The 18,964-nt window shown below is 71.5% G+C and carries 21 protein-coding genes; 12 read left to right on the top strand and 9 right to left on the bottom strand.

Annotated features, from left to right (window positions below):
* Positions 1 to 5: 5 nt before the first annotated feature.
* Genes ABRP24_RS15885 through ABRP24_RS15875 form a run of 3 tightly spaced genes read right to left on the bottom strand, consistent with a single transcriptional unit; the run spans position 6 to position 2,727 of the window.
* The gene (locus ABRP24_RS15885; protein ID WP_017888525.1) at positions 6 to 680 is read right to left on the bottom strand and encodes a methionine ABC transporter permease; all 675 of its coding nucleotides are present in this window, start codon (positions 678 to 680) and stop codon (positions 6 to 8) included.
* Entirely contained in the window at positions 677 to 1,777 is a 1,101-nt protein-coding gene (locus tag ABRP24_RS15880) for a methionine ABC transporter ATP-binding protein (protein WP_349849431.1), read from the bottom strand. The genes ABRP24_RS15885 and ABRP24_RS15880 overlap by 4 nt, the downstream gene beginning before the upstream one ends.
* Positions 1,777 to 2,727: a MetQ/NlpA family ABC transporter substrate-binding protein gene (locus ABRP24_RS15875; protein WP_027466289.1), complete on the bottom strand. Its 951-nt coding sequence runs from the start codon at positions 2,725 to 2,727 to the stop codon at positions 1,777 to 1,779. The genes ABRP24_RS15880 and ABRP24_RS15875 overlap by 1 nt, the downstream gene beginning before the upstream one ends.
* Positions 2,728 to 2,908: 181 nt before the next feature.
* Here ABRP24_RS15875 and ABRP24_RS15870 point away from each other — a divergent pair, with 181 nt between their 5' ends.
* On the top strand, positions 2,909 to 3,418 hold the full coding sequence (locus tag ABRP24_RS15870; protein WP_173034733.1) for a 2'-5' RNA ligase family protein: 510 nt from the start codon (positions 2,909 to 2,911) through the stop codon (positions 3,416 to 3,418).
* A gap of 116 nt (positions 3,419 to 3,534) precedes the next feature.
* On the opposite strand, the gene ABRP24_RS15865 is transcribed toward ABRP24_RS15870, so the two are convergent.
* The 3 genes from ABRP24_RS15865 to ABRP24_RS15855 form a co-directional block, all read right to left on the bottom strand.
* Positions 3,535 to 4,782 (bottom strand): D-arabinono-1,4-lactone oxidase, encoded by a 1,248-nt coding sequence (locus ABRP24_RS15865; RefSeq protein ID WP_349849428.1) that lies wholly within the window; start codon positions 4,780 to 4,782, stop codon positions 3,535 to 3,537.
* 108 nt (positions 4,783 to 4,890) lie between these two features.
* The gene (locus ABRP24_RS15860) at positions 4,891 to 6,372 is read right to left on the bottom strand and encodes an MDR family MFS transporter (protein ID WP_349849426.1); all 1,482 of its coding nucleotides are present in this window, start codon (positions 6,370 to 6,372) and stop codon (positions 4,891 to 4,893) included.
* Positions 6,373 to 6,539: 167 nt separating this feature from the next.
* Positions 6,540 to 6,821 (bottom strand): acylphosphatase, encoded by a 282-nt coding sequence (locus ABRP24_RS15855; RefSeq protein ID WP_349849424.1) that lies wholly within the window; start codon positions 6,819 to 6,821, stop codon positions 6,540 to 6,542.
* Between the two features lie 144 nt (positions 6,822 to 6,965).
* Here ABRP24_RS15855 and ABRP24_RS15850 point away from each other — a divergent pair, with 144 nt between their 5' ends.
* The 7 genes from ABRP24_RS15850 (at position 6,966) to ABRP24_RS15820 (ending at position 13,618) form a co-directional block, all read left to right on the top strand.
* Positions 6,966 to 7,673, top strand: a complete 708-nt coding sequence (locus ABRP24_RS15850) for an NUDIX domain-containing protein (RefSeq protein WP_035808830.1) — start codon at positions 6,966 to 6,968, stop codon at positions 7,671 to 7,673.
* 8 nt (positions 7,674 to 7,681) lie between these two features.
* Positions 7,682 to 8,953 carry a quinolinate synthase NadA gene (gene nadA, locus ABRP24_RS15845; protein ID WP_349849421.1) on the top strand — a complete coding sequence of 424 codons (1,272 nt, stop codon included), beginning with the start codon at positions 7,682 to 7,684 and terminating at the stop codon, positions 8,951 to 8,953.
* A 32-nt stretch (positions 8,954 to 8,985) separates the two neighbouring features.
* Positions 8,986 to 10,701, top strand: a complete 1,716-nt coding sequence (locus ABRP24_RS15840; RefSeq protein WP_349849419.1) for an FAD-binding protein — start codon at positions 8,986 to 8,988, stop codon at positions 10,699 to 10,701.
* A complete protein-coding gene (gene nadC / locus ABRP24_RS15835) occupies positions 10,698 to 11,621 on the top strand; it encodes a carboxylating nicotinate-nucleotide diphosphorylase (RefSeq protein WP_349849417.1) in 924 nt (307 codons plus the stop codon). Before ABRP24_RS15840 ends, nadC begins: the two co-directional genes overlap by 4 nt.
* A 2-nt stretch (positions 11,622 to 11,623) precedes the next feature.
* Positions 11,624 to 12,763 (top strand): cysteine desulfurase family protein, encoded by a 1,140-nt coding sequence (locus ABRP24_RS15830; RefSeq protein WP_349849415.1) that lies wholly within the window; start codon positions 11,624 to 11,626, stop codon positions 12,761 to 12,763.
* A gap of 79 nt (positions 12,764 to 12,842) precedes the next feature.
* Positions 12,843 to 13,109, top strand: coding sequence for a hypothetical protein (locus ABRP24_RS15825; RefSeq protein ID WP_111233264.1), 267 nt, complete (start codon positions 12,843 to 12,845; stop codon positions 13,107 to 13,109).
* 218 nt (positions 13,110 to 13,327) lie between these two features.
* Positions 13,328 to 13,618: a hypothetical protein gene (locus tag ABRP24_RS15820; RefSeq protein WP_017888538.1), complete on the top strand. Its 291-nt coding sequence runs from the start codon at positions 13,328 to 13,330 to the stop codon at positions 13,616 to 13,618.
* Between the two features lie 22 nt (positions 13,619 to 13,640).
* Here ABRP24_RS15820 and ABRP24_RS15815 read toward each other — a convergent pair whose 3' ends face one another.
* Positions 13,641 to 14,108 (bottom strand): MSMEG_6728 family protein, encoded by a 468-nt coding sequence (locus ABRP24_RS15815; RefSeq protein WP_027466299.1) that lies wholly within the window; start codon positions 14,106 to 14,108, stop codon positions 13,641 to 13,643.
* 88 nt (positions 14,109 to 14,196) lie between these two features.
* On the opposite strand from ABRP24_RS15815, the gene ABRP24_RS15810 reads away from it, so the two are divergent.
* Entirely contained in the window at positions 14,197 to 14,793 is a 597-nt protein-coding gene (locus ABRP24_RS15810) for an NAD(P)H-dependent oxidoreductase (RefSeq protein ID WP_027466300.1), read from the top strand.
* A 256-nt stretch (positions 14,794 to 15,049) separates the two neighbouring features.
* Here the strand turns inward: ABRP24_RS15810 and aroQ are convergent, their stop codons facing one another.
* Positions 15,050 to 15,493 carry a type II 3-dehydroquinate dehydratase gene (gene aroQ / locus ABRP24_RS15805; protein ID WP_027466301.1) on the bottom strand — a complete coding sequence of 148 codons (444 nt, stop codon included), beginning with the start codon at positions 15,491 to 15,493 and terminating at the stop codon, positions 15,050 to 15,052.
* Positions 15,494 to 15,635: 142 nt separating this feature from the next.
* On the opposite strand from aroQ, the gene ABRP24_RS15800 reads away from it, so the two are divergent.
* Positions 15,636 to 17,306, top strand: a complete 1,671-nt coding sequence (locus tag ABRP24_RS15800) for a sodium:solute symporter family protein (protein WP_071247518.1) — start codon at positions 15,636 to 15,638, stop codon at positions 17,304 to 17,306.
* Positions 17,307 to 17,328: 22 nt separating this feature from the next.
* Positions 17,329 to 17,664 carry a hypothetical protein gene (locus ABRP24_RS15795; RefSeq protein ID WP_027466303.1) on the top strand — a complete coding sequence of 112 codons (336 nt, stop codon included), beginning with the start codon at positions 17,329 to 17,331 and terminating at the stop codon, positions 17,662 to 17,664.
* Between the two features lie 221 nt (positions 17,665 to 17,885).
* Here ABRP24_RS15795 and ABRP24_RS15790 read toward each other — a convergent pair whose 3' ends face one another.
* Complete coding sequence (locus ABRP24_RS15790; protein WP_371836760.1) at positions 17,886 to 18,530, bottom strand: DUF3800 domain-containing protein; 645 nt, start codon at positions 18,528 to 18,530, stop codon at positions 17,886 to 17,888.
* On the opposite strand from ABRP24_RS15790, the gene ABRP24_RS15785 reads away from it, so the two are divergent.
* Positions 18,511 to 18,927, top strand: coding sequence for a VOC family protein (locus ABRP24_RS15785; protein ID WP_349849409.1), 417 nt, complete (start codon positions 18,511 to 18,513; stop codon positions 18,925 to 18,927). The two genes, ABRP24_RS15790 and ABRP24_RS15785, sit on opposite strands and share 20 nt — an antisense overlap.
* Positions 18,928 to 18,964 lie beyond the last annotated feature (37 nt).

Below are 18,964 nucleotides of genomic sequence, written 5' to 3'. Positions count from 1 at the left end.
CTGCGTCAGCGACGCAGCGTCGCGCGCGCCAAGCGGTTGCCGATGAACTGGCCGAGCTGCACGATGACGACGATCGCCGCCACCGAGACGTAGACCACCCACCAGTCGTAGCGCTGCGAGCCGTAGGTGATCGCGTACTCGCCGAGTCCGCCGCCACCGATCAGCGCGCCCTGCGCCGTCATGTCCACGATGCCGATGTAGATGAACGTGTACCCGAGGATCAGGGGGCCGAGACCCTCGGGGATGAGCACCGTCAGCAGGATCGACACGGGGTGTGCACCCGAGGCCCGAGCAGCCTCGACGACGCCCGGGTCCACCGACAGCAGGTTCTGCTCGACGATCCGGGACACCGCGAAGGCCGCGGCCAACGAGATCGCGAAGGTCACCGCTGGGACACCGATCGTGGTCTGCACGACGACCCGTGACAGCGGCGCGATCGCGGCGAGGAAGATCACGAACGGGATCGGGCGGATCAGGTTCACGAACACGTTGAGCACCGTGTACGCGGTGCGGTTGCCGAGGACGTTGCCCGGCCGGGTCGCGTACAGCAGTAGGCCGAGCGCGAGGCCGATGACCCCGGCGATGACCAGCGAGATCAGCGACATCACGATGGTGTCGCGGATGGCGGCGAGGAAGACGTCGAACGTGTCGATCACGCTCTGGAACGAGTTGTTGTTCACGCGGCGGCCTCCTCGTCGGTCGTGACGCCGTCGGCGCGGAGTGCGGCGATCGCGGCGTCGATGGAGCCGGGCGCGCCGGACGCACCGGACGCACCCGACCCGCCGGGACCGCCTGGCCGGCCTGGCCCGCCGCTGGCGTCGCTCAGCTCGTAGGTGAGCGACCCGATCCGGCGCTCCCGGATCTCGCCGACCCCGCCGTAGACGAGCTCGGCGGTGACCCCGGCGGCGCGGAACGCGGCGTCGATGCGGTTCTGCAGCCCGGCCTCGTCGGTGATCTGCACCGTGACGAGCCGACCCGGGTGGCGGTCCCGCAGGCGCCGGAGCGTCTCGGGGGAGGGCCGGTCGTGCAGCGCGGTGCGGACGAAGCGCTGCGCGGCGCCGGTCTTCGGGGTCGAGAACACGTCGTAGACGTCCCCGACCTCGACGACCCGCCCCTGCTCCATCACGGCGACCCGGTCGGCGATCTGCCGGACGGCGTCCATCTCGTGCGTGATGACGATGATGGTGACGCCGAGCTCCCGGTTGACGCGGCGGAGCAGCGCGAGCACCTCGGACGTGGTCTCCGGGTCGAGGGCGCTGGTCGCCTCGTCGGCGAGCAGCAGGTCGGGCGATGCGGCGAGGGCGCGGGCGATGCCGACGCGCTGCTTCTGGCCGCCGGACAGCTGCTCCGGGTAGGCGTGGGCGCGCTCGAGCAGGCCCACGAAGTCGAGCAGCTCGGCGACGCGACGGTTCCGCTCGGCCTTCGGCACGCCGGCGACCTTGAGCGGGTACGCGACGTTGCCGGCGATCGTGCGGGACCGGAACAGGTTGAACTGCTGGAAGATCATCCCGATGTTGCGACGCGCCAGACGGCGGTCCCGCTCGGGGATCGCCGTCAGTTCGCGGCCCGCGACGGTCACCGTGCCGGAACTCGGCAGTTCCAGCGCGTTGACCAGGCGGACCAGGGTGGACTTGCCGGCACCGGAGTACCCGATGACGCCGAGGACCTCTCCCTGGTGCACGTCCAGGGAGACGTCCTCGACGGCCACCACGGTCTCGCCGGTGTCGGCGCGGCGGTAGTGCTTCGAGACGCCGCGGAGTTCGACGAGGACCGGCACTACTGCTTGGCCGCCTTCGCGTCCTGCTCGACCTGGGCGAGCTCGTCCTGCAGCTTCGAGGCGCTCTCGTCGCGGGCGACGGCCTCGGGCAGGTCCTTCGCGAAGGCCTTCTGCACGGCGTCGTCCTGGAACAGCTCCGCCAGCTCGAGGTAGGTCTTGTTGCCCTTGTCCTCGTCGCGGACGGCGAACACGTTCACGTACGGGGCGGCGCTCGCGCTCGAGGGGTCGTCCTGGTAGATCGCGTCCGAGATCGGCAGGCCGGCGGCTGTGGCGAAGTTGTTGTTCACGACGGCGGCGGCGACGGAGCCCTGCTGCAGCGCGTTCGCGGTCTGCGAGGCGTCGAGGGGCTGGACGTCGACCTTCTTCGTCTCGATGTCGTCCGCGGTGGAGAACGCCGAGCCGCCGTCCTTGAGCGTGATCAGGTCCGCCGCCTGCAGGATCAGGAGCGCACGGGCCTGGTTGATCGAGTCGTTCGGGATCGCGACCTTCGCGTTCGCGGGCAGCTCGGACGGCTTGTCGTACTTCGTCGCGTAGAGCGGCAGCGGGTAGACGGCGGTCGAACCGATCGGCTGCAGGTCGTCGTCGGAGGTGACGTTGTAGTCCGCCAGGTACTGGATGTGCTGGAACTGGTTGATGTCCAGCTGGCCGTCCTTGAGGGCGGGGTTCGGCAGCGAGTAGTCCGAGAAGTTCGTCAGCTTGACGGTGACGTTGAGCTTGTCCTTCGCGAGCTTCGTGTACGTGCTCCAGTAGCCGAGCGACTTGTCCGCGACACCGATCGTGACGGTCTTCGGGGCGGCGTCACCGGCGGCACCGGCGTCGTTGCTCCCGGAGCGGACGGCTCCGACGATGACGGCGACGACGATCGCCACGACGACGATCGCGGCGGCGACGATCCAGCCGATCGGGCGCTTGCCCTTCGGCTTCTCGGGCAGTGCGGGGGCTGCGGACATGCTGGTGCTCCTCGTGGGCCGTGCGTGTGGGGGAGCCGCGGTGGTCCGCGGCGTGGAGACGAGTGTGACGTGCGGTCCACCCCCGGGGCGAGTTCCGTTCCGCTGTGTTACATCGCCGCCAGCGCGCGGCCCGCTGAACCGTCACGGGGCACCTCGCGGTCCCGGTTGGTTGACTCGGACCGTGCGCAGCATCGAACTCGTCCTCGGTCCGGAGTCGGACGCCGCCGTGCGGTCCGCCTGGCAGGCCCTGATCGACGCCGACCTGCCGAGCCTCGGCCGGCACCCGTCGCCGTCGAACGCCCCGCACGTCACCCTGGCCGCCGGGGACACGCTGCCCGTGCCGGCGGGGTTCCGCACGTCGGTCCCGACCTCGATCCGGCTCGGCGGGTTGCTGCTCTTCCCCGCGGGTGCCGGTCGGTCGGTCCTCGTGCGCGCGGTGGTCGTCGACGCGGCACTCACGACCTTCCACGGCGAGGTGCACGCGGTCGCCCCCGGCGGCGTCGAGACGTCGGTGCCCGGGCACTGGTCGCCGCACGTCACGCTGGCTCGCCGGGTGCGTGACGAGGACCTGCCGCGCGCCGTCGCTGCGCTGCGCGCCGTGCCGCTGCCGGAGACGCTCGACGTCGGCGGCGTCCGGCACTGGGACGGCGAGACGCGGACGATCACGCCGCTCGCGTTCACGACCGACTAGCGGGGCACGCATCGGGTGCGTTCCCGCCTCTGGAACCAGGTTCCGGACACGGCACCGCGCGATCCCGTGGTGCCGTGTCCGGAACCTGGTTCCGGGGCACGGCCTGGAGGCCCGGCTCAGGTCCCGAGCACCCGCTCGCCGAACGCGGATGCGAACGTCCGCTCCGGGTCGGCCCGGGCGACGAGGTCGCGGAAGTCCGCCAGCCGTGGGTACAGCCCGGCGATCGCCGCGTGGTCGAGCGAGCTCATCTTGCCCCAGTGCGGTCGGCCGTCGAAGGCTGCGAGCCGGGACTCCAGGTCGGGCAGGAGCGCGGCGACCTCGGCCGGGTGCTTCTTCCAGGTGAACGCGATGCAGAGCACGTCCTCGCCCTGGGTCGGGCTGAGCCAGAGGTCGTCCGCCGCCATCGTCCGGAGTTCGCAGACGTGCAGGTGCGGCTGGAACCGGTCGGCGAGCCCGCGGAGCGCGTCGAGGGCGGCCGCCGCGTGCCGGAGCGGGACGAAGTGCTCGCTCTGCACCTCGGACCCGTGGCTCGGGACGGACCCGATCGGGAAGTGCGGCAGCCGGTCCCACCACGGGCCGACCGAGCCGTCGCGCGCGGTCCGGCGGTCGTCGCCGGGGGTGCCGGGCAGGCGGCGTGCGCCGGCCAGCGCTTCGGGCACCGGCACGTCCTCGGCGCCGTCGGGGACGCGTGACTTCACCAGGACCTCGGTGATCGCGTCGCCGAACACCGTGTAGGCGCACACCGAGTACGCGGCGGCGTGCACCTCGGCGACGTTCGCCGTGAAGGTGTCCCAGGGGATCGCGCCGTAGACGTCCTGACGCATCCGGTAGGCAGGTTCCACGTCGAGGGTCACCCGGGTCACGATGCCGAGCAGTCCGAGGTGCAGCACGGCACCGTCGAACGAGGGGTCCGTCCGGTCGAGAGTCCGGGCGGAGCCGTCCGGGCCGAGCACCTCGAACGCGCGCACCGCGGTGGCGAGCGACCCCAGTGTCGTGCCGGAGCCGTGGGTGCCCGTCGCGACCGCACCCCCGACCGAGATGTGCGGCAGGGACCCCGTGTTGTGCAGGGCGAACCCGGCCCGGTCGATGTCGGCCGCGACGTCGCCGTACCGGGTGCCGGCCCCGAGCGTGACGGTGCGGTGCTCGGCGTCGACGACCAGGTCGGTGGGGATGCCGGTCAGGTCGAGCAGGGTGCCCGCGGTGTCGGCGACGTCGTTGAACGAGTGCCGGGTGCCGAGGCCGTGCACCCGATCGGCGTCGGCCACGACCTGGGCGGCCCCGTCGATCGACGACGGGCGGACGACCCGTTCGGCCGTGTACGTGACCGTGCCGGACCAGTTGAGTTCGCTCGTCGTCGACCGCATGGCGCCCACCCTGCCACGCGGGCCGGAGACGGGAGCGGGCCGGGCGCCGGTCCCGTCACGGGTTCGGCGTCCGGCCCTGCTCGTCGGTCGGTGCGCGAGGCTCGTCGGTCAGTGCACGGGCGGGGGCGTCGGCGCGCCTTCGGGCACCTCGGGCCGGCGGACGAACACCGACGCCAGGATGCCGAACAGCGAGATGATCGCGCCGACCATGAAGGCGGTACCGACGCCCGACGCGGTGGCCACCTGGACCCCACGGGCACCGGAGCCCTCGACGGCGGCGGCCGCACCGATCGTCAGCAGCGTGACGAACAGGGCCGTGCCCGCCGCACCGGCGAGCTGCTGCGCCGTGCCGAGCACCGCGCTGCCGTGCGAGTACAGCTTCGGGGGCAGCCCACCGAGCGCCGCGGTGAACAGCGGCGTGAAGGTCAGGGCCAGGCCGATGCTCAGCACCACGTGCGCACCGAGGACGAACCACACGCTGGTGTCGACACCGACGGTGGAGAGTGCCCAGAGCACGGCGCTGACGATGATCGATCCGGGGATGAGCAGCACGCGCGGGCCACGGCGGTCGTAGATGCGACCGACGATGGGGGAGAGCAGGCCCATCAGCAGACCACCGGGGAGCAGCAGCAGGCCGACCTGCAGGACCTCGAGGCCGAGGACGCGCTCCAGGTAGATCGGCAGCAGGATGAGCGTGCCGAACATCGCCATGAAGCTCAGCCCCATCGCGACGATCGGCACCGTGAAGCCACGGGTGCGGAAGGTGCGCAGGTCGAGCAGGGCGCTGTCGGTGCGCTGCAGGCGCGTCTGCCGGACGATGAACACCGCGAGGGCGACGGCACCGACGACCAGGGCGGTCACCGGGACGAGCGGACCGGTCGTGCCGGCTTCGCCGATGCTGGACAGGCCGTAGACGATGCCGCCGAACGCGAAGGCGGAGAGCACGACCGAGACGACGTCGATCGGTGCCTTGCGCGGCGTCGAGACGTTCTGCACCTTGACCATGCCGAGGATGAGCGCCGCGATCGCGATGGGCAGCACGAAGCCGAACAGCCAGCGCCACGAGAACGCGTTGAGGATCAGGCCGGAGATCGTCGGGCCGATGGCCGGAGCGACCGAGATGACGATCGAGATGTTGCCCATGATGCGGCCACGGTGCGCGGGGTCGACGAGGGTCAGGACCGTCGTCATCAGCAGCGGCATCATGATCGCGGTGCCGCTGGCCTGCACGATGCGGCCGACGAGCAGGACGGTGAAGCCCGGCGCGAGCAGGGCGATCAGCGTGCCGACCGAGAACAGGCCCATCGCCCAGACGAACACCGGTCGGGTGTTGAAGCGCTGCAGCAGGAACCCGGTGATCGGGATGACGACCGCCATGGTGAGCAGGAAGCCGGTGGTCAGCCACTGGCCGGTCGCGGCGCTGATGTCCAGGTCGTCCATGAGCCGGGGCAGGGCCACGCCCATGATGGTCTCGTTGAGGATGACGACGAACGCGGAGACGAGCAGCAGCCCGATCACGAGTCGGGTCTCGGCAGCGGACGGCTGCGAGACGCTTCCCGTGCGGGGGGCGGAATCGACGGCCTGGGTCATGCGGGTGCTCCTGGTGGGTCACGACGGGTGGAACGGGTGTGGCGCAGGACGCGCAGACAGGCCAACTCCCTGAGTGGATGCGATTATTCCGCTTCGCTCCGACATCCGCAGGTGAACGATCGGTGCCGAGCACGCCGGGCGCCGGCACCGCTCCCACGCACGTCCGCTCAGTGCAGGATCGCGAACCCGTCGGCGTCCCCGTGCGGCACGACCGACCGCAGGGTGACGTCGGTCACGGTCGCTAACGGCGGCCCGGTGCGCAGGCACTCGACCAACGAGTCGACGGCGACCGAGGGTCCCTCCGCCTCGACCTCCACCGTGCCGTCCCAGAGGTTCCTCGCGTAGCCGACGAGGTCGAGCCCGTCCGCCTTCCGAGCGGTCCAGTACCGGAAGCCGACCCCCTGGACCGTCCCCGACACCACGGCATGCACCCTCGTCACCGTCGTCATGTCCTCCACGCTAACCGCGGCGGCCTCCCGGGAGTTTTCGGCCCCGTGACGATCTGTTTCCGGCTCGTGACGAGCGCACCGCGTCGGCAGTGATAGTGTCATCCCAACCCGAACACTTCGAGTCAGATTGACACTATCTCTTCCATGGACGAAGCAGGCATCCGCGTCGCGGTCTCCACCGTGATCGTCGCACTGCGCCCGCACCCCGACACCGGGGCCCCGGCGCTGTGGATGCCGCTCGTCCGTCGCGTCGCCGAACCGTTCGAGGGTTCCTGGGCGCTCCCCGGCGGCTGGGTCGGCGACGACGAGGGCCTCGAGGACTCCGCGGCCGCCCGACTGCGCGAGACGACGAACGTCCAGCCGCGGTACCTCGAGCAGCTCTACGCGTTCGGTGACGTCGGACGCTCCCCGAGCCGCGTGGTGTCGATCGTGTACTGGGCGCTCGTGCACCCGGACGAGGCGAACGTCGTGCCCGACGACTGGAACGTCCGGTGGTTCCTGGCCGACGAGCACCCGCCGCTCGCCTTCGACCACGACCGCATCGTCGAGTACGCCCTGTGGCGGCTGCGCAACAAGATGTCGTACTCGCGGATTGCGCAGGCGTTCCTCGGCGACCGCTTCACCCTCGCCGAACTCCGGGGCGTGTACGAGGCGGTGCTCGGCCGAGCACTCGACCCCGCGAACTTCCGTCGGCAGGTCGAGAAGACCGACGCGGTCCTGCCGACCGACGAGACCACGAGCGGGGGCCGGCACCGTCCGGCCCGGCTGTACCGCTCGAACCCCGACCTGGCCTACGCGGACAACGGCCCGCTGCAGACCGGGGCCGATCAGCACCAGCAGCGGAACCGATAGGAAACCCCGTGTCCATCGCCACGACGATCGAACTCATCTCCAACGGCAGGGCCGCCGGCAGCACCTGCACGCCCGACCTCGCCGTGCCGACGTGGGACTTCGACTCCCGCCCCGGGTACGGTCCGGGGTCGTCGATGTCCGACGTCATCCCGACGAGTGCCCCGCGCCAGGGTGTCCTGCCCGACGAGTACAAGACGGCCCCGACCGAGGAGCTCCACGAGCGCATCGAGCGGGCGAAGGCCACCCTCGGCGACCGGGTCGTCGTCCTCGGGCACTTCTACCAGCGCGACGAGGTCGTCCGGCACGCGGACTTCCTCGGCGACTCGTTCCAGCTCGCGAACGCCGCCCTGACGAAGCCCGACGCCGAGGCGATCGTGTTCTGCGGGGTGCACTTCATGGCCGAGACGGCCGACATCCTGGCGCGCGACGACCAGCGCGTGATCCTGCCGAACCTGGCCGCCGGCTGCTCGATGGCCGACATGGCCGACATCGACAGCGTCGAGGCGGCGTGGGCGGAGCTGACGGCGGTGTACGGCACCGAGCCCGACGCCGACGGCCGCGTCCCCGTGATCCCGGTCACCTACATGAACTCCGCCGCCGACCTCAAGGCCTTCTGCGGTCGGAACGGTGGCATCGTCTGCACCTCGTCGAACGCCGCGACGGTGCTCGAGTGGGCCTTCGAGCGCGGGCAGCGCGTCCTGTTCTTCCCCGACCAGCACCTCGGCCGCAACACCGCGAAGGCGATGGGCATCAGCACCGACCTGATGCCGATGTGGAACCCCCGGCTGCCCGGTGGGGGCAACTCCGCCGCGGACCTGCTCGAGGCGAAGGTCATCCTCTGGCACGGCTTCTGCTCGGTGCACCGCCGCTTCACCGTCGACCAGATCGACCAGGCCCGCCGCGAGCACCCGGGCGTGCAGGTCATCGTGCACCCGGAGTGCCCGATGGCCGTCGTCGACGCCGCAGACCACGCCGGCAGCACCGACCTGATCCGGAAGACCGTCGCCGCGGCCACCGAGCCGACCACCTTCGCGATCGGCACCGAGATCAACATGGTGAACCGGCTCGCCGCCGAGTACCCGCAGCACACGATCTTCTGCCTCGACCCGGTCGTCTGCCCCTGCTCGACGATGTACCGGATCCACCCGGGCTACCTCGCCTGGGTGCTCGAGGCACTCGTCCGCGGCGAGGTCCTCAACGAGATCGTCGTCCCCGCCGACGTGCAGGCCGACGCCAAGGTGGCGCTCGAGCGGATGCTCGCCGCCAAGCCGCGCGGCTGAGACGCGGACCCGACCGAACGAGGGAGACCACCGTGCACGTCGTCATCGTCGGGTCCGGCATCGCCGGCCTGACCGCAGCGATCCGCGCCAGTGCCCTGCACGACGTCACCCTGGTGACGAAGGGGGCGCTCGCCGACAGCGCCACCGCGTACGCCCAGGGCGGCATCGCGGTGGCGCTGGGCGCCGACGACTCCGCGGCGCTGCACCAGGCCGACACCCACGTCGCTGCGGCGGGCAGCGCCGACGCCCGGGCCGTCGAGGTCCTGTGCACCGACGGCCCGGCCCGCGTCCGCGACCTGCTCGCCCTCGGGGTGCCCTTCGACCGGTCGTCGGACCCGGCGACCCTCGACCGGTACGGCGACGACCTCGCGCGCGGGCGTGAAGCCGCGCACGGCCGGTGGCGCGTCGTGCACGCCGACGGTGACGCGACCGGAGCCGCCATCGAACGCACCCTCATCGCGGCGCTGCACCGCCGACACGTCACGATCCTGGAGCGCACGAGCCTGACCGACCTGGTCGTCCGCGGCGGCGTGGTCGTCGGCGTCGACGTCCTCGACCTGCTCGGGGAACCCCGCCGGCTCGACGCGGACGCCGTCGTCATCGCGTCCGGGGGAGCCGGACACCTGTACCGCGAGACGACGAACCCCCTGGTCGCGACCGGTGACGGGGTCGCCGCCGCCTGGCGCGCCGGCGGCGTCCTCGCCGACCTGGAGTTCGTCCAGTTCCACCCGACGCGGCTGGCCGTCCCCGGCGGCGGCCTGGTGTCCGAAGCCGTCCGCGGTGAAGGTGCTGTCCTGCGCGACGCCGCCGGGCACCGCTTCATGACCGACGTGCACCCGGACGCCGAGCTCGCTCCGCGTGACGTCGTCGCCCGGGGGATCGCCGCCGCGGTGCGCGACCAGGGCGGCGCGCCCGTGCTCCTCGACGCCACCGGCCTCGACCCTGGGTTCCTGGTCACGCGGTTCCCCGGACTCACCCGGGCCACCCGCGCCGCCGGGTTCGACTGGACCCGCGAAGGCGTCCCCGTCGCACCGGCCGCGCACTACTCGATGGGCGGCATCGCGACCGACGCCGAGGGCCGCACCAGCCTGCCCGGACTGCTCGCCGTCGGCGAAGCCGCCTGCACCGGGGTCCACGGCGCCAACCGGCTCGCCTCGAACTCCCTGCTCGAGGGACTCGTCTTCGCGGTCCGCGCAGCGGACGCGGTCGCCGCACCGCGACCCGGCCTGCTCCGCCTGCGCGGGGACGCCGGTCTCCACGTCACCAGCGTGCCCGGAGCGGCCGACGCGATCAGCGCCCCTCCCCACCTGCTCGGCCGTCACGCCGCTCCGCAGCGCGCCGGAACCGGCAGGCGTGGGCCCAGTCCGACCCTGCCTGGAGGCGCGACCCACCTCGACGACGACGGTGCCGTCCGGCAGGCGGTCCAGTCCGTCATGACGGACCGGGTCGGGCTGCTCCGTGACGCCGTCGGGCTGGCCAGCGCCCGCCGCGACCTCGACGCGCTGACGGCGCCGACCGGCGGCGGTGTGCGCGAGCACGAGGACCGTGCGCTCCTCGACCTGGCCCGACTCGTCGCGCTCGCCGCCGAGGCCCGCACCGAGTCCCGCGGGGCGCACGCCCGCACCGACCACCCCGACACCGACCCCACCGCCCCGGCGTCGTACGCCTGGGTCGCCGACCACCCCGACGAGCACACGGACGAACGCGCCGACGGCTCCGCAGCCGTCCCGCAGGAGGTACCCGCATGACCACCGACCCCGGCACCATCCCGCCGCACGCGCTCCGTCGCGTGATCGAGACCGCGCTCGAGGAGGACGCGCCCTGGGGCGACGTCACCAGCGAGACCCTGATCCCCGCGGAGGCGACCGCGACCGCGACCCTCGGCGCGCGCGAGCCCGGCGTGCTGAGCGGCGGGGCGGTGTTCGTCGCCGTGATGCACGCGGTCGACCCGTCGATCCAGGCCGTGGTGCACGTCGCCGACGGCACGCACTTCGCGGCGGGCGACGTCCTCGCGACCGTGACCGGGTCGGCGCGGGCCGTGCTGCGGGCCGAACGGGTCGCCCTCAACCTGGTCCAGCGGATGTCGGGCATCGCGACGACCACCGCGGCTCACGTCGCGGCCGCCGCGGGCACCGCTGCGCGGATCGTCGACACCCGGAAGACGACGCCGGGCCTCCGAGCACTCGAGCGGTACGCCGTCCGGTGCGGTGGCGGACACAACCACCGCACCTCGCTCTCCGACGCCGTGCTCGCCAAGGACAACCACCTGGCGGTGCTCCTGGCCGGCGGGATCGGCATCGGCGACGCGATCGCCCGGGCCCGCCAGCGGCTCGGGCACACCGTGCACGTGGAGGTCGAGGTGGACCGCATCGACCAGATCGAACCCGTCGTCGCTGCGGGGGTCGACACGATCATGCTCGACAACTTCACCCCGGACGAACTCGTGACCGGGGTCGGGATCGTCGCCGGGCGCGCGCTCGTCGAGGCTTCGGGAGGCGTGTCGCTCGACACCGTCGCGGCGATCGCGGACACCGGCGTCGACGTCATCTCGGTCGGGGCGCTCACCCACTCGGCGCGGGCCCTCGACCTCGGGCTCGACATCGACGTCGCGGTGCCCGAGCACGTCGCGGTGCCGACGGAGCACGTCGCGGTGCCCGTGCAGGACTAGTCGTGTTCTACCTGGACCGCGCCGCCACCACCCCGGTCCGCCGCGAGGTGCTCGAGGCGATGTGGCCCTACCTGACGGGGGTGTTCGGCAACCCCTCGTCGACGCACGGCGTCGGGGACGAAGCGGCGCGGGGACTCACCGCCGCACGGGCCGCCGTCGCCGGGGTGCTCGGGTGCCGGCCCGCCGAGGTCGTCTTCACCACCGGCGGCACCGAGGGGGCGAACACCGCGATCAAGGGGATCGCCCTCGCCGCGCCCCGCGGTCGGCACGTCGTCACGAGCGCCATCGAGCACGAGGCGGTGCTGGAGAGCTGCGCGTACCTCGCCCGCTTCCACGACTTCGACGTCACCGTGCTGCCCGTCGGGCCGGACGGCCGCGTCGACCCGGCGGCGCTGCGAGCGGCCCTCCGCGCGGACACCACGCTCGTCTCGATCGCGCACGCCGACAACGAGATCGGCACCGTGCAGGACGTGCCGGCGCTGGCGGCGGTGGCGCACGAGGTCGGGGCGCGGTTCCACACCGACGCCGTGCAATCCGCGCCCTGGCTGCCGATCGGTCTCGGGGCCCTGGGCGTCGACGCGCTGTCGTTGTCGGGGCACAAGCTCGGCGCCCCGAAGGGCACCGGCGTGCTCGCCGTGCGCTCCGGCGTCCCGCTCGAGCCGCTGCTGCACGGCGGGGGACAGGAGCGGGGGCGGCGGTCCGGCACCGAGGACGTGGCCGGTGCCGTGGCGGTGGCGGCCGCCCTCGGGCTGGCGGCGGAGACGGTGCGGTCGGGGGATGGCACCGCGACCACCGTGCGCGACGCGGTGCTCGACGGCGTGCTCGACGCGGTCCCCGGCGCGTTCGTCACCGGGTCGCGGGAGCACCGGCTGCCCGGGCACGCGTCGTTCTGCTTCCCGGGCGTCAACGGCGAGACCGTCCTGCTCGAGCTCGAGCGGCGCGACGTGGTGTCGTCGTCGGGCAGCGCCTGTGCCGCGGGCAGCACCGAGGCCTCCCACGTGCTCACGGCGCTCGGGATCCCCGAGGACGTGGCGCGCACCGCGCTGCGCCTGACGTTCGACGCGGCCCTGACGTCCGACGACGTCCCGGTCGTCGTCGGGGCCGTGGCCGACGCCGTGGCGACCGTCCGCGCCCTCGGCTGAGGTGTACTAGACGTTCTACTCCATCTCTGGGTACGTGTCCCCCCTTCTGCGGACAACCGATCTGCGTCAGAGTGTCGTCATGGCAAACGCGATGATGACCCGGACACGACGGGACGACCGCTTCCGAGCGGTGCAGCTCCTGCCGGCGCCGGCCACCCTCGTCGCGCTCGCCCTGGCAGCGCAGCACGACCTCGGCACGGCCCCGCTCGGGATCATCGCCGTGGTCGGAGCGCTCGCGACCGCCGGGAGTGCCCTGCTCCCGATGGTCCGGCCAGCCGCCGCCCACCGGTCGATGCCCGCACCGACCGAGACGGACCGGTACCGAGAGGACACCGAACACCCTTGAGGTCCACCACCGTGCGGTTCCCCTGAACCGAGCCGCGCGGTGGACCCAGACCGGATGTCGACCCCCTGATCGACGTCCGGCGCGGGGCGCGACGTTCCCCCTGTCGTCGTGTCCCGCCGTACACCGCGATCCCGCCGTGGGTCGACGTCCGCACCCCTGAGCGGCGTCGGTTCCCCTGCAGCCCACGGCGGGATCCGGTTCCCCGGTAGCGTCGTCGCATGCCCTCGTACCGCGTGACCCTGGCGATCGGTGCCCTCGCGCCCGGCACGGCACCGGACGCCGTCCTGCCCGCAGCTGCCGCCCTGGTGCGCGAACACGCCGTGGTCGAGGCCGAGGACGTCCGGCTGCTCCGTGGCGTCCCGTGCGCGGTCGTGCGCTTCGAGGCCGAGGACGACCGTGTCGCCGCGGCCGTCCGCGATGCCGCCGTCGACGGGCTGCGGGACGTGGTGGAGATCCGCTCCGACGTCGTCACCCGGCGCGAGGGCGGTCGCTGGATCCCGGTCGCCTGACGGCCTGGCGGTCGCCTGATCGTCAGACGGTGTGCGTCGCCGGCTCGGGGGTCCCCGGCCAGACGTAGTCCAGGTCGTCCGGCACGTCGGGGAACAGCTCCCGGTAGTGCTCCGGCGCCTTCTGCACGAGCTTCGACCGGTGCGAGACGTGCAGGGCCTCGTCGTCGTTCCACGGCGGGATCGGCACGTCGCCGCGCTCGTACGTCGCCAGGTCCTCCGGCACGCGGCCCAGGTCGAGCAGGGTCTTCTCGAGACACGTGTCGGCGTACCCGCGCTCGGCCCAGACGCGGCACGTGGCCTCCTGGTACGCCATCAGCGCCGGGCGGTAGCCGCGCCACATCGCCGTCACCGGGTGGTGCTGCCAGCCGTAGTCGGGGAGCGTCAGCGCTCGCATCACCTGCAGGGTCTCGACCCGCTGCTTGCCGAGCCGCCGGTCGTCGAGGACCTCGGCGGATGCCCGGAAGTCGGCGTACGGCAGGAAGGTCTGCATGGCGCGGACGCTACCCCGACCGACTGGCACCCGACACATGTCGTCACGAACGTGCCGCCCGCCCCGGCAGCGTGTGAGCATCGACCGCATGAGCGGAGAACTGGTCGTCGGCGTCAGTGGCAGCCCATCGGACCCCTCGCGGACCTCGACCCTGGTCGCGGCGACGGTGGCCCGGTTGGCCGAGGAGATCGACGGCGCCCGGACCGAGACGATCGAGATCGGGCCGCTGCTGGCCGACCTCGGAGCGGCGTCGGGTCGCGAGACGATGTCCGACCGCACCCGCCGGGCCCTCGAGACGGTGGAGGCCGCGGACGTGCTCGTCGTCGGCAGCCCGGCCTTCCGGGCGGCCTACTCCGGTGCCTTCAAGCTGTTCTTCGACTGGGTCGGCCAGTACGACCTCGTCGACACCCCGGTGCTCCTGACCGCGACCGGGGGCAGCGATCGGCACGCCCTGCTCGTCGAGCACCAGATGCGCCCGCTGTTCGGGTTCTTCCAGTCCACCACCCTGCCGCTCGGGGTGTTCGGGAACGAGCGGGACTTCACCAAGCGCGAGGGTGGCTACGACATCGCGAGCGTCGACCTCGAGCTCCGCATCGACCAGGCCGTGCGCCGGGCCGTGCCGCTCATCCGCGGCGGCTTCGCCACCGCCGGCCTGACCGACGTGCGGCGCCCCGCCGAGTTCTGATCGGCGTGCGCGCGCCCGGCTCTTCCGGGCGTACCTGGTGCTTCCGGGCGTACCGGGTCGGAACTTCTCATCAGGTACGCCCGGAACCACCTTGCATCGCGCGTGCGATGGGAAGGAACGGGCGCGAGCCAGCGTGACCAGATGGCGGACTGGAGGCCCGTGGCGACGCCGCCACGGGCCACCAGTCCGCCCGCACTGCACGGAGACCGCCGGCGCGTCCCGGGTACCGGCGGCGTGGGTCCGGTCCGCCCGCGGCTCAGCCGAGCAGGGACGCGACGTGCGCGACCGCCAGGCGGTAGCCGTCGGCGCCCGCGCCGGCGATGACCGCCGTCGCGGCGGTGGCGACGTGGTCGACGTGGCGGAACGGCTCGCGCTTCCACGTGTTCGACAGGTGCACCTCGACGACGGGGACCCACAGGGCCTCCACCGCGTCGTGCAGCGCGACCGAGGTGTGCGCGTAGGCGGCGGGGTTGATGACGACCGCGGCGAAGTCGTCCAGCGCCTCGTGCAGCCACTCGACCAGCTCGCCCTCGCGGTTCGTCTGGCGGAAGTCGGCCTCGAGCCCGTGCACGGCCGCCTCGGTGTGCACGATCGCCTCGATCTCGGCGAGTGTCACGGTGCCGTACTGCTCCGGGTCGCGGCGCCCGAGGATGTCGAGGTTCGGGCCGTTGAGGACGAGGATGCGCGACGCGTCGGTCATGGGCCGAGCGTAGCGAACCGGGGGAGCGATGCGCGGCTCGGACGATGCATGCGCTGGCTATGTGAACGGTCACAAATCGGTGTAACGTCTCCGTCCGGGTCGGCAGAGTTGTCGACTGCAACACACTGACGTGGAGATGTGAATGGTTCTCGCTGCAGCGAACGAAGGGATCCGGCTCGACTTGGGCTGGGTCGACTACCTGATGATCATCGTGTACTTCGCGGTCGTCATCGGGATCGGGTTCACCGCCCGCAAGCAGGTCCGGACGAGCATGGACTTCTTCCTGTCCGGGCGCTCGATGCCGGCGTGGATCACGGGCCTGGCGTTCGTGTCCGCGAACCTCGGTGCGACCGAGATCCTCGGCATGGCGGCCAACGGTGCCCAGATCGGCATGGCCACCCTGCACTACTACCTCGTCGGCGCCGTGCCCGCGATGGTGTTCCTCGGCCTCGTGATGATGCCGTTCTACTACGGCTCGAAGGTGCGCTCCGTGCCGGAGTTCATGCTGCGCCGCTTCGGCAAGGCGCCGCACCTGGTGAACGCGATCGCGTTCGCGGTGTCGAACGTGCTCATCGCGGGCATCAACCTCTACGCGATGGCCATCGTCATCGAGGCCATGCTCGGCTGGCCGGAGTGGCTGGCGATCATCGTCTCCGCCGGCTTCGTGCTCGTCTACATCACCCTCGGCGGGCTCTCGAGCGCGATCTACAACGAGGTCATGCAGTTCTTCGTGATCATCGCGGGGCTCATCCCGCTGACGATCGTCGGTCTGCACCGCGTCGGCGGCTGGGACGGCCTGTCGAAGGCCATCACCGAGACCCAGGGCGTGCAGCACCTGCAGGCCTGGGCCGGCACCGGCTTCGGCGACGTCACCAACCCGATCGGCGCCAACTGGCTCGCCATCGTGCTCGGCCTGGGCTTCGTGCTCGGGTTCGGCTACTGGACCACGAACTTCACCGAGGTGCAGCGCGCGTTCTCGGCGAAGAACATGTCCGCGGCCCGCCGCACCCCGCTCATCGCCGCGATCCCGAAGCTCTTCATCCCGGCCATCGTCGTGATCCCGGGCCTCATCGCCGCGGCCGTGGTGGGCAACCAGTTCGCCGACGGCACGCTGACCTACAACGACGCGATCCCGAAGCTCATCCAGATGTACCTGCCGACCGGTGTGCTCGGCATCGCGGTGACCGGCCTGCTGGCGTCCTTCATGGCCGGCATGGCGGCGAACGTCTCGTCGTTCAACACCGTCTTCACCTACGACATCTGGCAGCGCTACATCCGCCCGAACATGCCCGACCTGCACTACCTGAAGACCGGCCGCTGGGTCACCGTGGTCGGCGTCGTGGTCGGCATCGCGACCGCGTTCATCGCGGCCCAGGCGTCGAACATCATGACGTACATGCAGACGCTGTTCTCGTTCTTCAACGCACCGCTGTTCGCCGTGTTCATCCTCGGCCTGCTGTGGAAGCGCATGACGACGCAGGGTGCGCTCTGGGGCTACGTCCTCGGCATCGTGACCCCGACGATCACCTGGATCGCCTACCTGGTGAACCCGGACCTGTTCGCCACCGCGACCGCGGAGACCCTGTACGGCGCGATCATCTCGTTCGTCACCGTGCTGATCGTCGGCTTCGTCGTCTCGATGCTCACCAAGCCGAAGGACGAGAAGGAGCTCGGTGGGCTCGTTTACGGCGTCGGCAAGATCGACCTGCACGGCGACTCGGTCGCGACGGACACCGCCTGGTACCGCTCGCCCGCCCTGCTCGGCACTGTCGCGCTCGTGCTGTGCGTCGTCCTGTACCTCCCGTTCCTCTGATCCGCGAAGGAGACCACTTCTCATGAGTGACACCACCACCCCCGGCGCGATGACCGAGGAGCAGAAGGCAGCCCTCGTCCGCTCCACCCGCCGACTCGACCTGCGCCGCATCCTCGGCGGCCTGTTCGTGCTCTACGGCGTGATCACGACCATCGTCGGGATCGTGCACTGGAACACCGACCCCGAGAAGACCGGCGGGATCCACATCAACCTGTGGGTCGGGATCTCGCTGCTCGTCGGCGGCGGCCTGTTCTTCCTCTGGGACCGCCTGAACCCGGTGCCCGCCGAGGACATCATCGGCCAGGCCGAGGCCGAGTCGCACCAGCGTGCCGCTGGCGAGGGACGCGAGCTGGCCTGAGGCTGCTCGGGGCGGGCGTCCCCGGCCTGACACGGAACGACGAAGTCGCTGTCGGACGACAGCGACTTCGTCGTTTCCGGCCTGGGCTGCGCACGTCTTGACCGGAGCCGAGCACGGCGGGTAGCATTGATATGTCGATCGGGTGCTGCTCGGTCGAAAGTGATCCTCGGATGTCCTGCAGCCAGCGCGGGCCCGAGGATTTGCGCTTTCGGGGGCGTGCGTCAGGAAACCAGGATCGGGCTCGTCAGTCCGTGGTCCCCGGCGAGGCCGGCAACATGAGCCCCGCAGGCGATGTCGGCCAACGCGAGGAGCGGCTCTTCGGACGGGTTGAGGTGCTCGAACCGCACTCCATGACCGACTCCACGATCGCGGAGCGCATCGAACATCGCCCGGTCATCCTTGTCCCGGGCGGGTCCGCGCGTCTCGAGGACCACGTGGCCGACCTTCCGCAGCTCGAGTTCGTGCACGAGGCGTTCGATACACCGTCTTCGCCGACGTTCCGTCCGTGCCACGGCGCCGTCGTACCGGACCACGATGACGGTCACCGCACGCCGGAGGAGATCGAGCCACGAGATGCGCTGAGCTGGCAGCGCCTCGTACCAGTGCAGCTTCCGCATGCGCCGAGGGGTCGCCCGTCGAACCGCCTCGCGAGCTTCTTCCTCGCCGTTGATCCGCATGATCACCGCGGCGAGGACGTACGCGGTGTGGTCCCGCCCACCACCCGGTTCTGACTCGTCCACGAAGGCCCGCATCACGCCAGCATATTGTGTACCGGTTGGTTCCCCCACGAAACGGTTGCGCGCTGCTCCAGGTGGGTCCAGGTTGAGCGTGACGAAAGGAACCGCCATGGACACGATGGTCTTCATCAACCTGCCCGTCACGGACCTCGAGCGCTCGAAGGCGTTCTACGAGGCGCTCGGGTACTCGATCAACCCGGCCTTCAGCGACGACACCGCGGCGTGCGTGGTGGTGTCCGGGTCGATCTCCGTGATGGTCCTGACGACGGCGAAGTTCGCCGAGTTCACCGACAAGACGATCGCCGACGCCGACACGATCGAGGTCATCAACTCGCTCAGCGCCCCGTCGAAGGAGGATGTCCACCGCGTCGTCGACGCCGCGGTCGCTGCCGGCGGCACCGAGGACCGGCCGGAGATGGACCTCGGCTTCATGTACCAGCGGAGCTTCACCGACCCGGACGGACACCGCTGGGAGTACGTCTGGATGGACGAGCAGGCGACGCAGGACGGCCCGCCCGCCGAGTGAGCCAGGCGCTGTCGGCGGCGCCCGCCAGGATGGACGC

Source organism: Curtobacterium sp. WHRI 8282 (assembly GCF_040223925.2).
GTDB lineage: Bacteria > Actinomycetota > Actinomycetes > Actinomycetales > Microbacteriaceae > Curtobacterium > Curtobacterium flaccumfaciens.
The sequence above is the reverse complement of the archived record's forward strand: the minus strand, read 5'-3'. Positions and strand labels throughout refer to the sequence as shown.

Coding starts and splice junctions, on each gene's coding strand:
- ABRP24_RS15875 (WP_027466289.1), bottom strand. CDS start 2,727: ATGTCCGCAGCCCCCGCACTGCCCGAGAAGCCGAAGGGCAAGCGCCCG.
- ABRP24_RS15865 (WP_349849428.1), bottom strand. CDS start 4,782: ATGCGGTCGACGACGAGCGAACTCAACTGGTCCGGCACGGTCACGTAC.
- ABRP24_RS15860 (WP_349849426.1), bottom strand. CDS start 6,372: ATGACCCAGGCCGTCGATTCCGCCCCCCGCACGGGAAGCGTCTCGCAG.
- ABRP24_RS15855 (WP_349849424.1), bottom strand. CDS start 6,821: ATGACGACGGTGACGAGGGTGCATGCCGTGGTGTCGGGGACGGTCCAG.
- ABRP24_RS15850 (WP_035808830.1), top strand. CDS start 6,966: ATGGACGAAGCAGGCATCCGCGTCGCGGTCTCCACCGTGATCGTCGCA.
- nadC (WP_349849417.1), top strand. CDS start 10,698: ATGACCACCGACCCCGGCACCATCCCGCCGCACGCGCTCCGTCGCGTG.
- ABRP24_RS15825 (WP_111233264.1), top strand. CDS start 12,843: ATGGCAAACGCGATGATGACCCGGACACGACGGGACGACCGCTTCCGA.
- ABRP24_RS15820 (WP_017888538.1), top strand. CDS start 13,328: ATGCCCTCGTACCGCGTGACCCTGGCGATCGGTGCCCTCGCGCCCGGC.
- ABRP24_RS15815 (WP_027466299.1), bottom strand. CDS start 14,108: ATGCAGACCTTCCTGCCGTACGCCGACTTCCGGGCATCCGCCGAGGTC.
- ABRP24_RS15810 (WP_027466300.1), top strand. CDS start 14,197: ATGAGCGGAGAACTGGTCGTCGGCGTCAGTGGCAGCCCATCGGACCCC.
- aroQ (WP_027466301.1), bottom strand. CDS start 15,493: ATGACCGACGCGTCGCGCATCCTCGTCCTCAACGGCCCGAACCTCGAC.
- ABRP24_RS15800 (WP_071247518.1), top strand. CDS start 15,636: ATGGTTCTCGCTGCAGCGAACGAAGGGATCCGGCTCGACTTGGGCTGG.
- ABRP24_RS15795 (WP_027466303.1), top strand. CDS start 17,329: ATGAGTGACACCACCACCCCCGGCGCGATGACCGAGGAGCAGAAGGCA.
- ABRP24_RS15785 (WP_349849409.1), top strand. CDS start 18,511: ATGGACACGATGGTCTTCATCAACCTGCCCGTCACGGACCTCGAGCGC.
- ABRP24_RS15790 (WP_371836760.1), bottom strand. CDS start 18,530: ATGAAGACCATCGTGTCCATGGCGGTTCCTTTCGTCACGCTCAACCTG.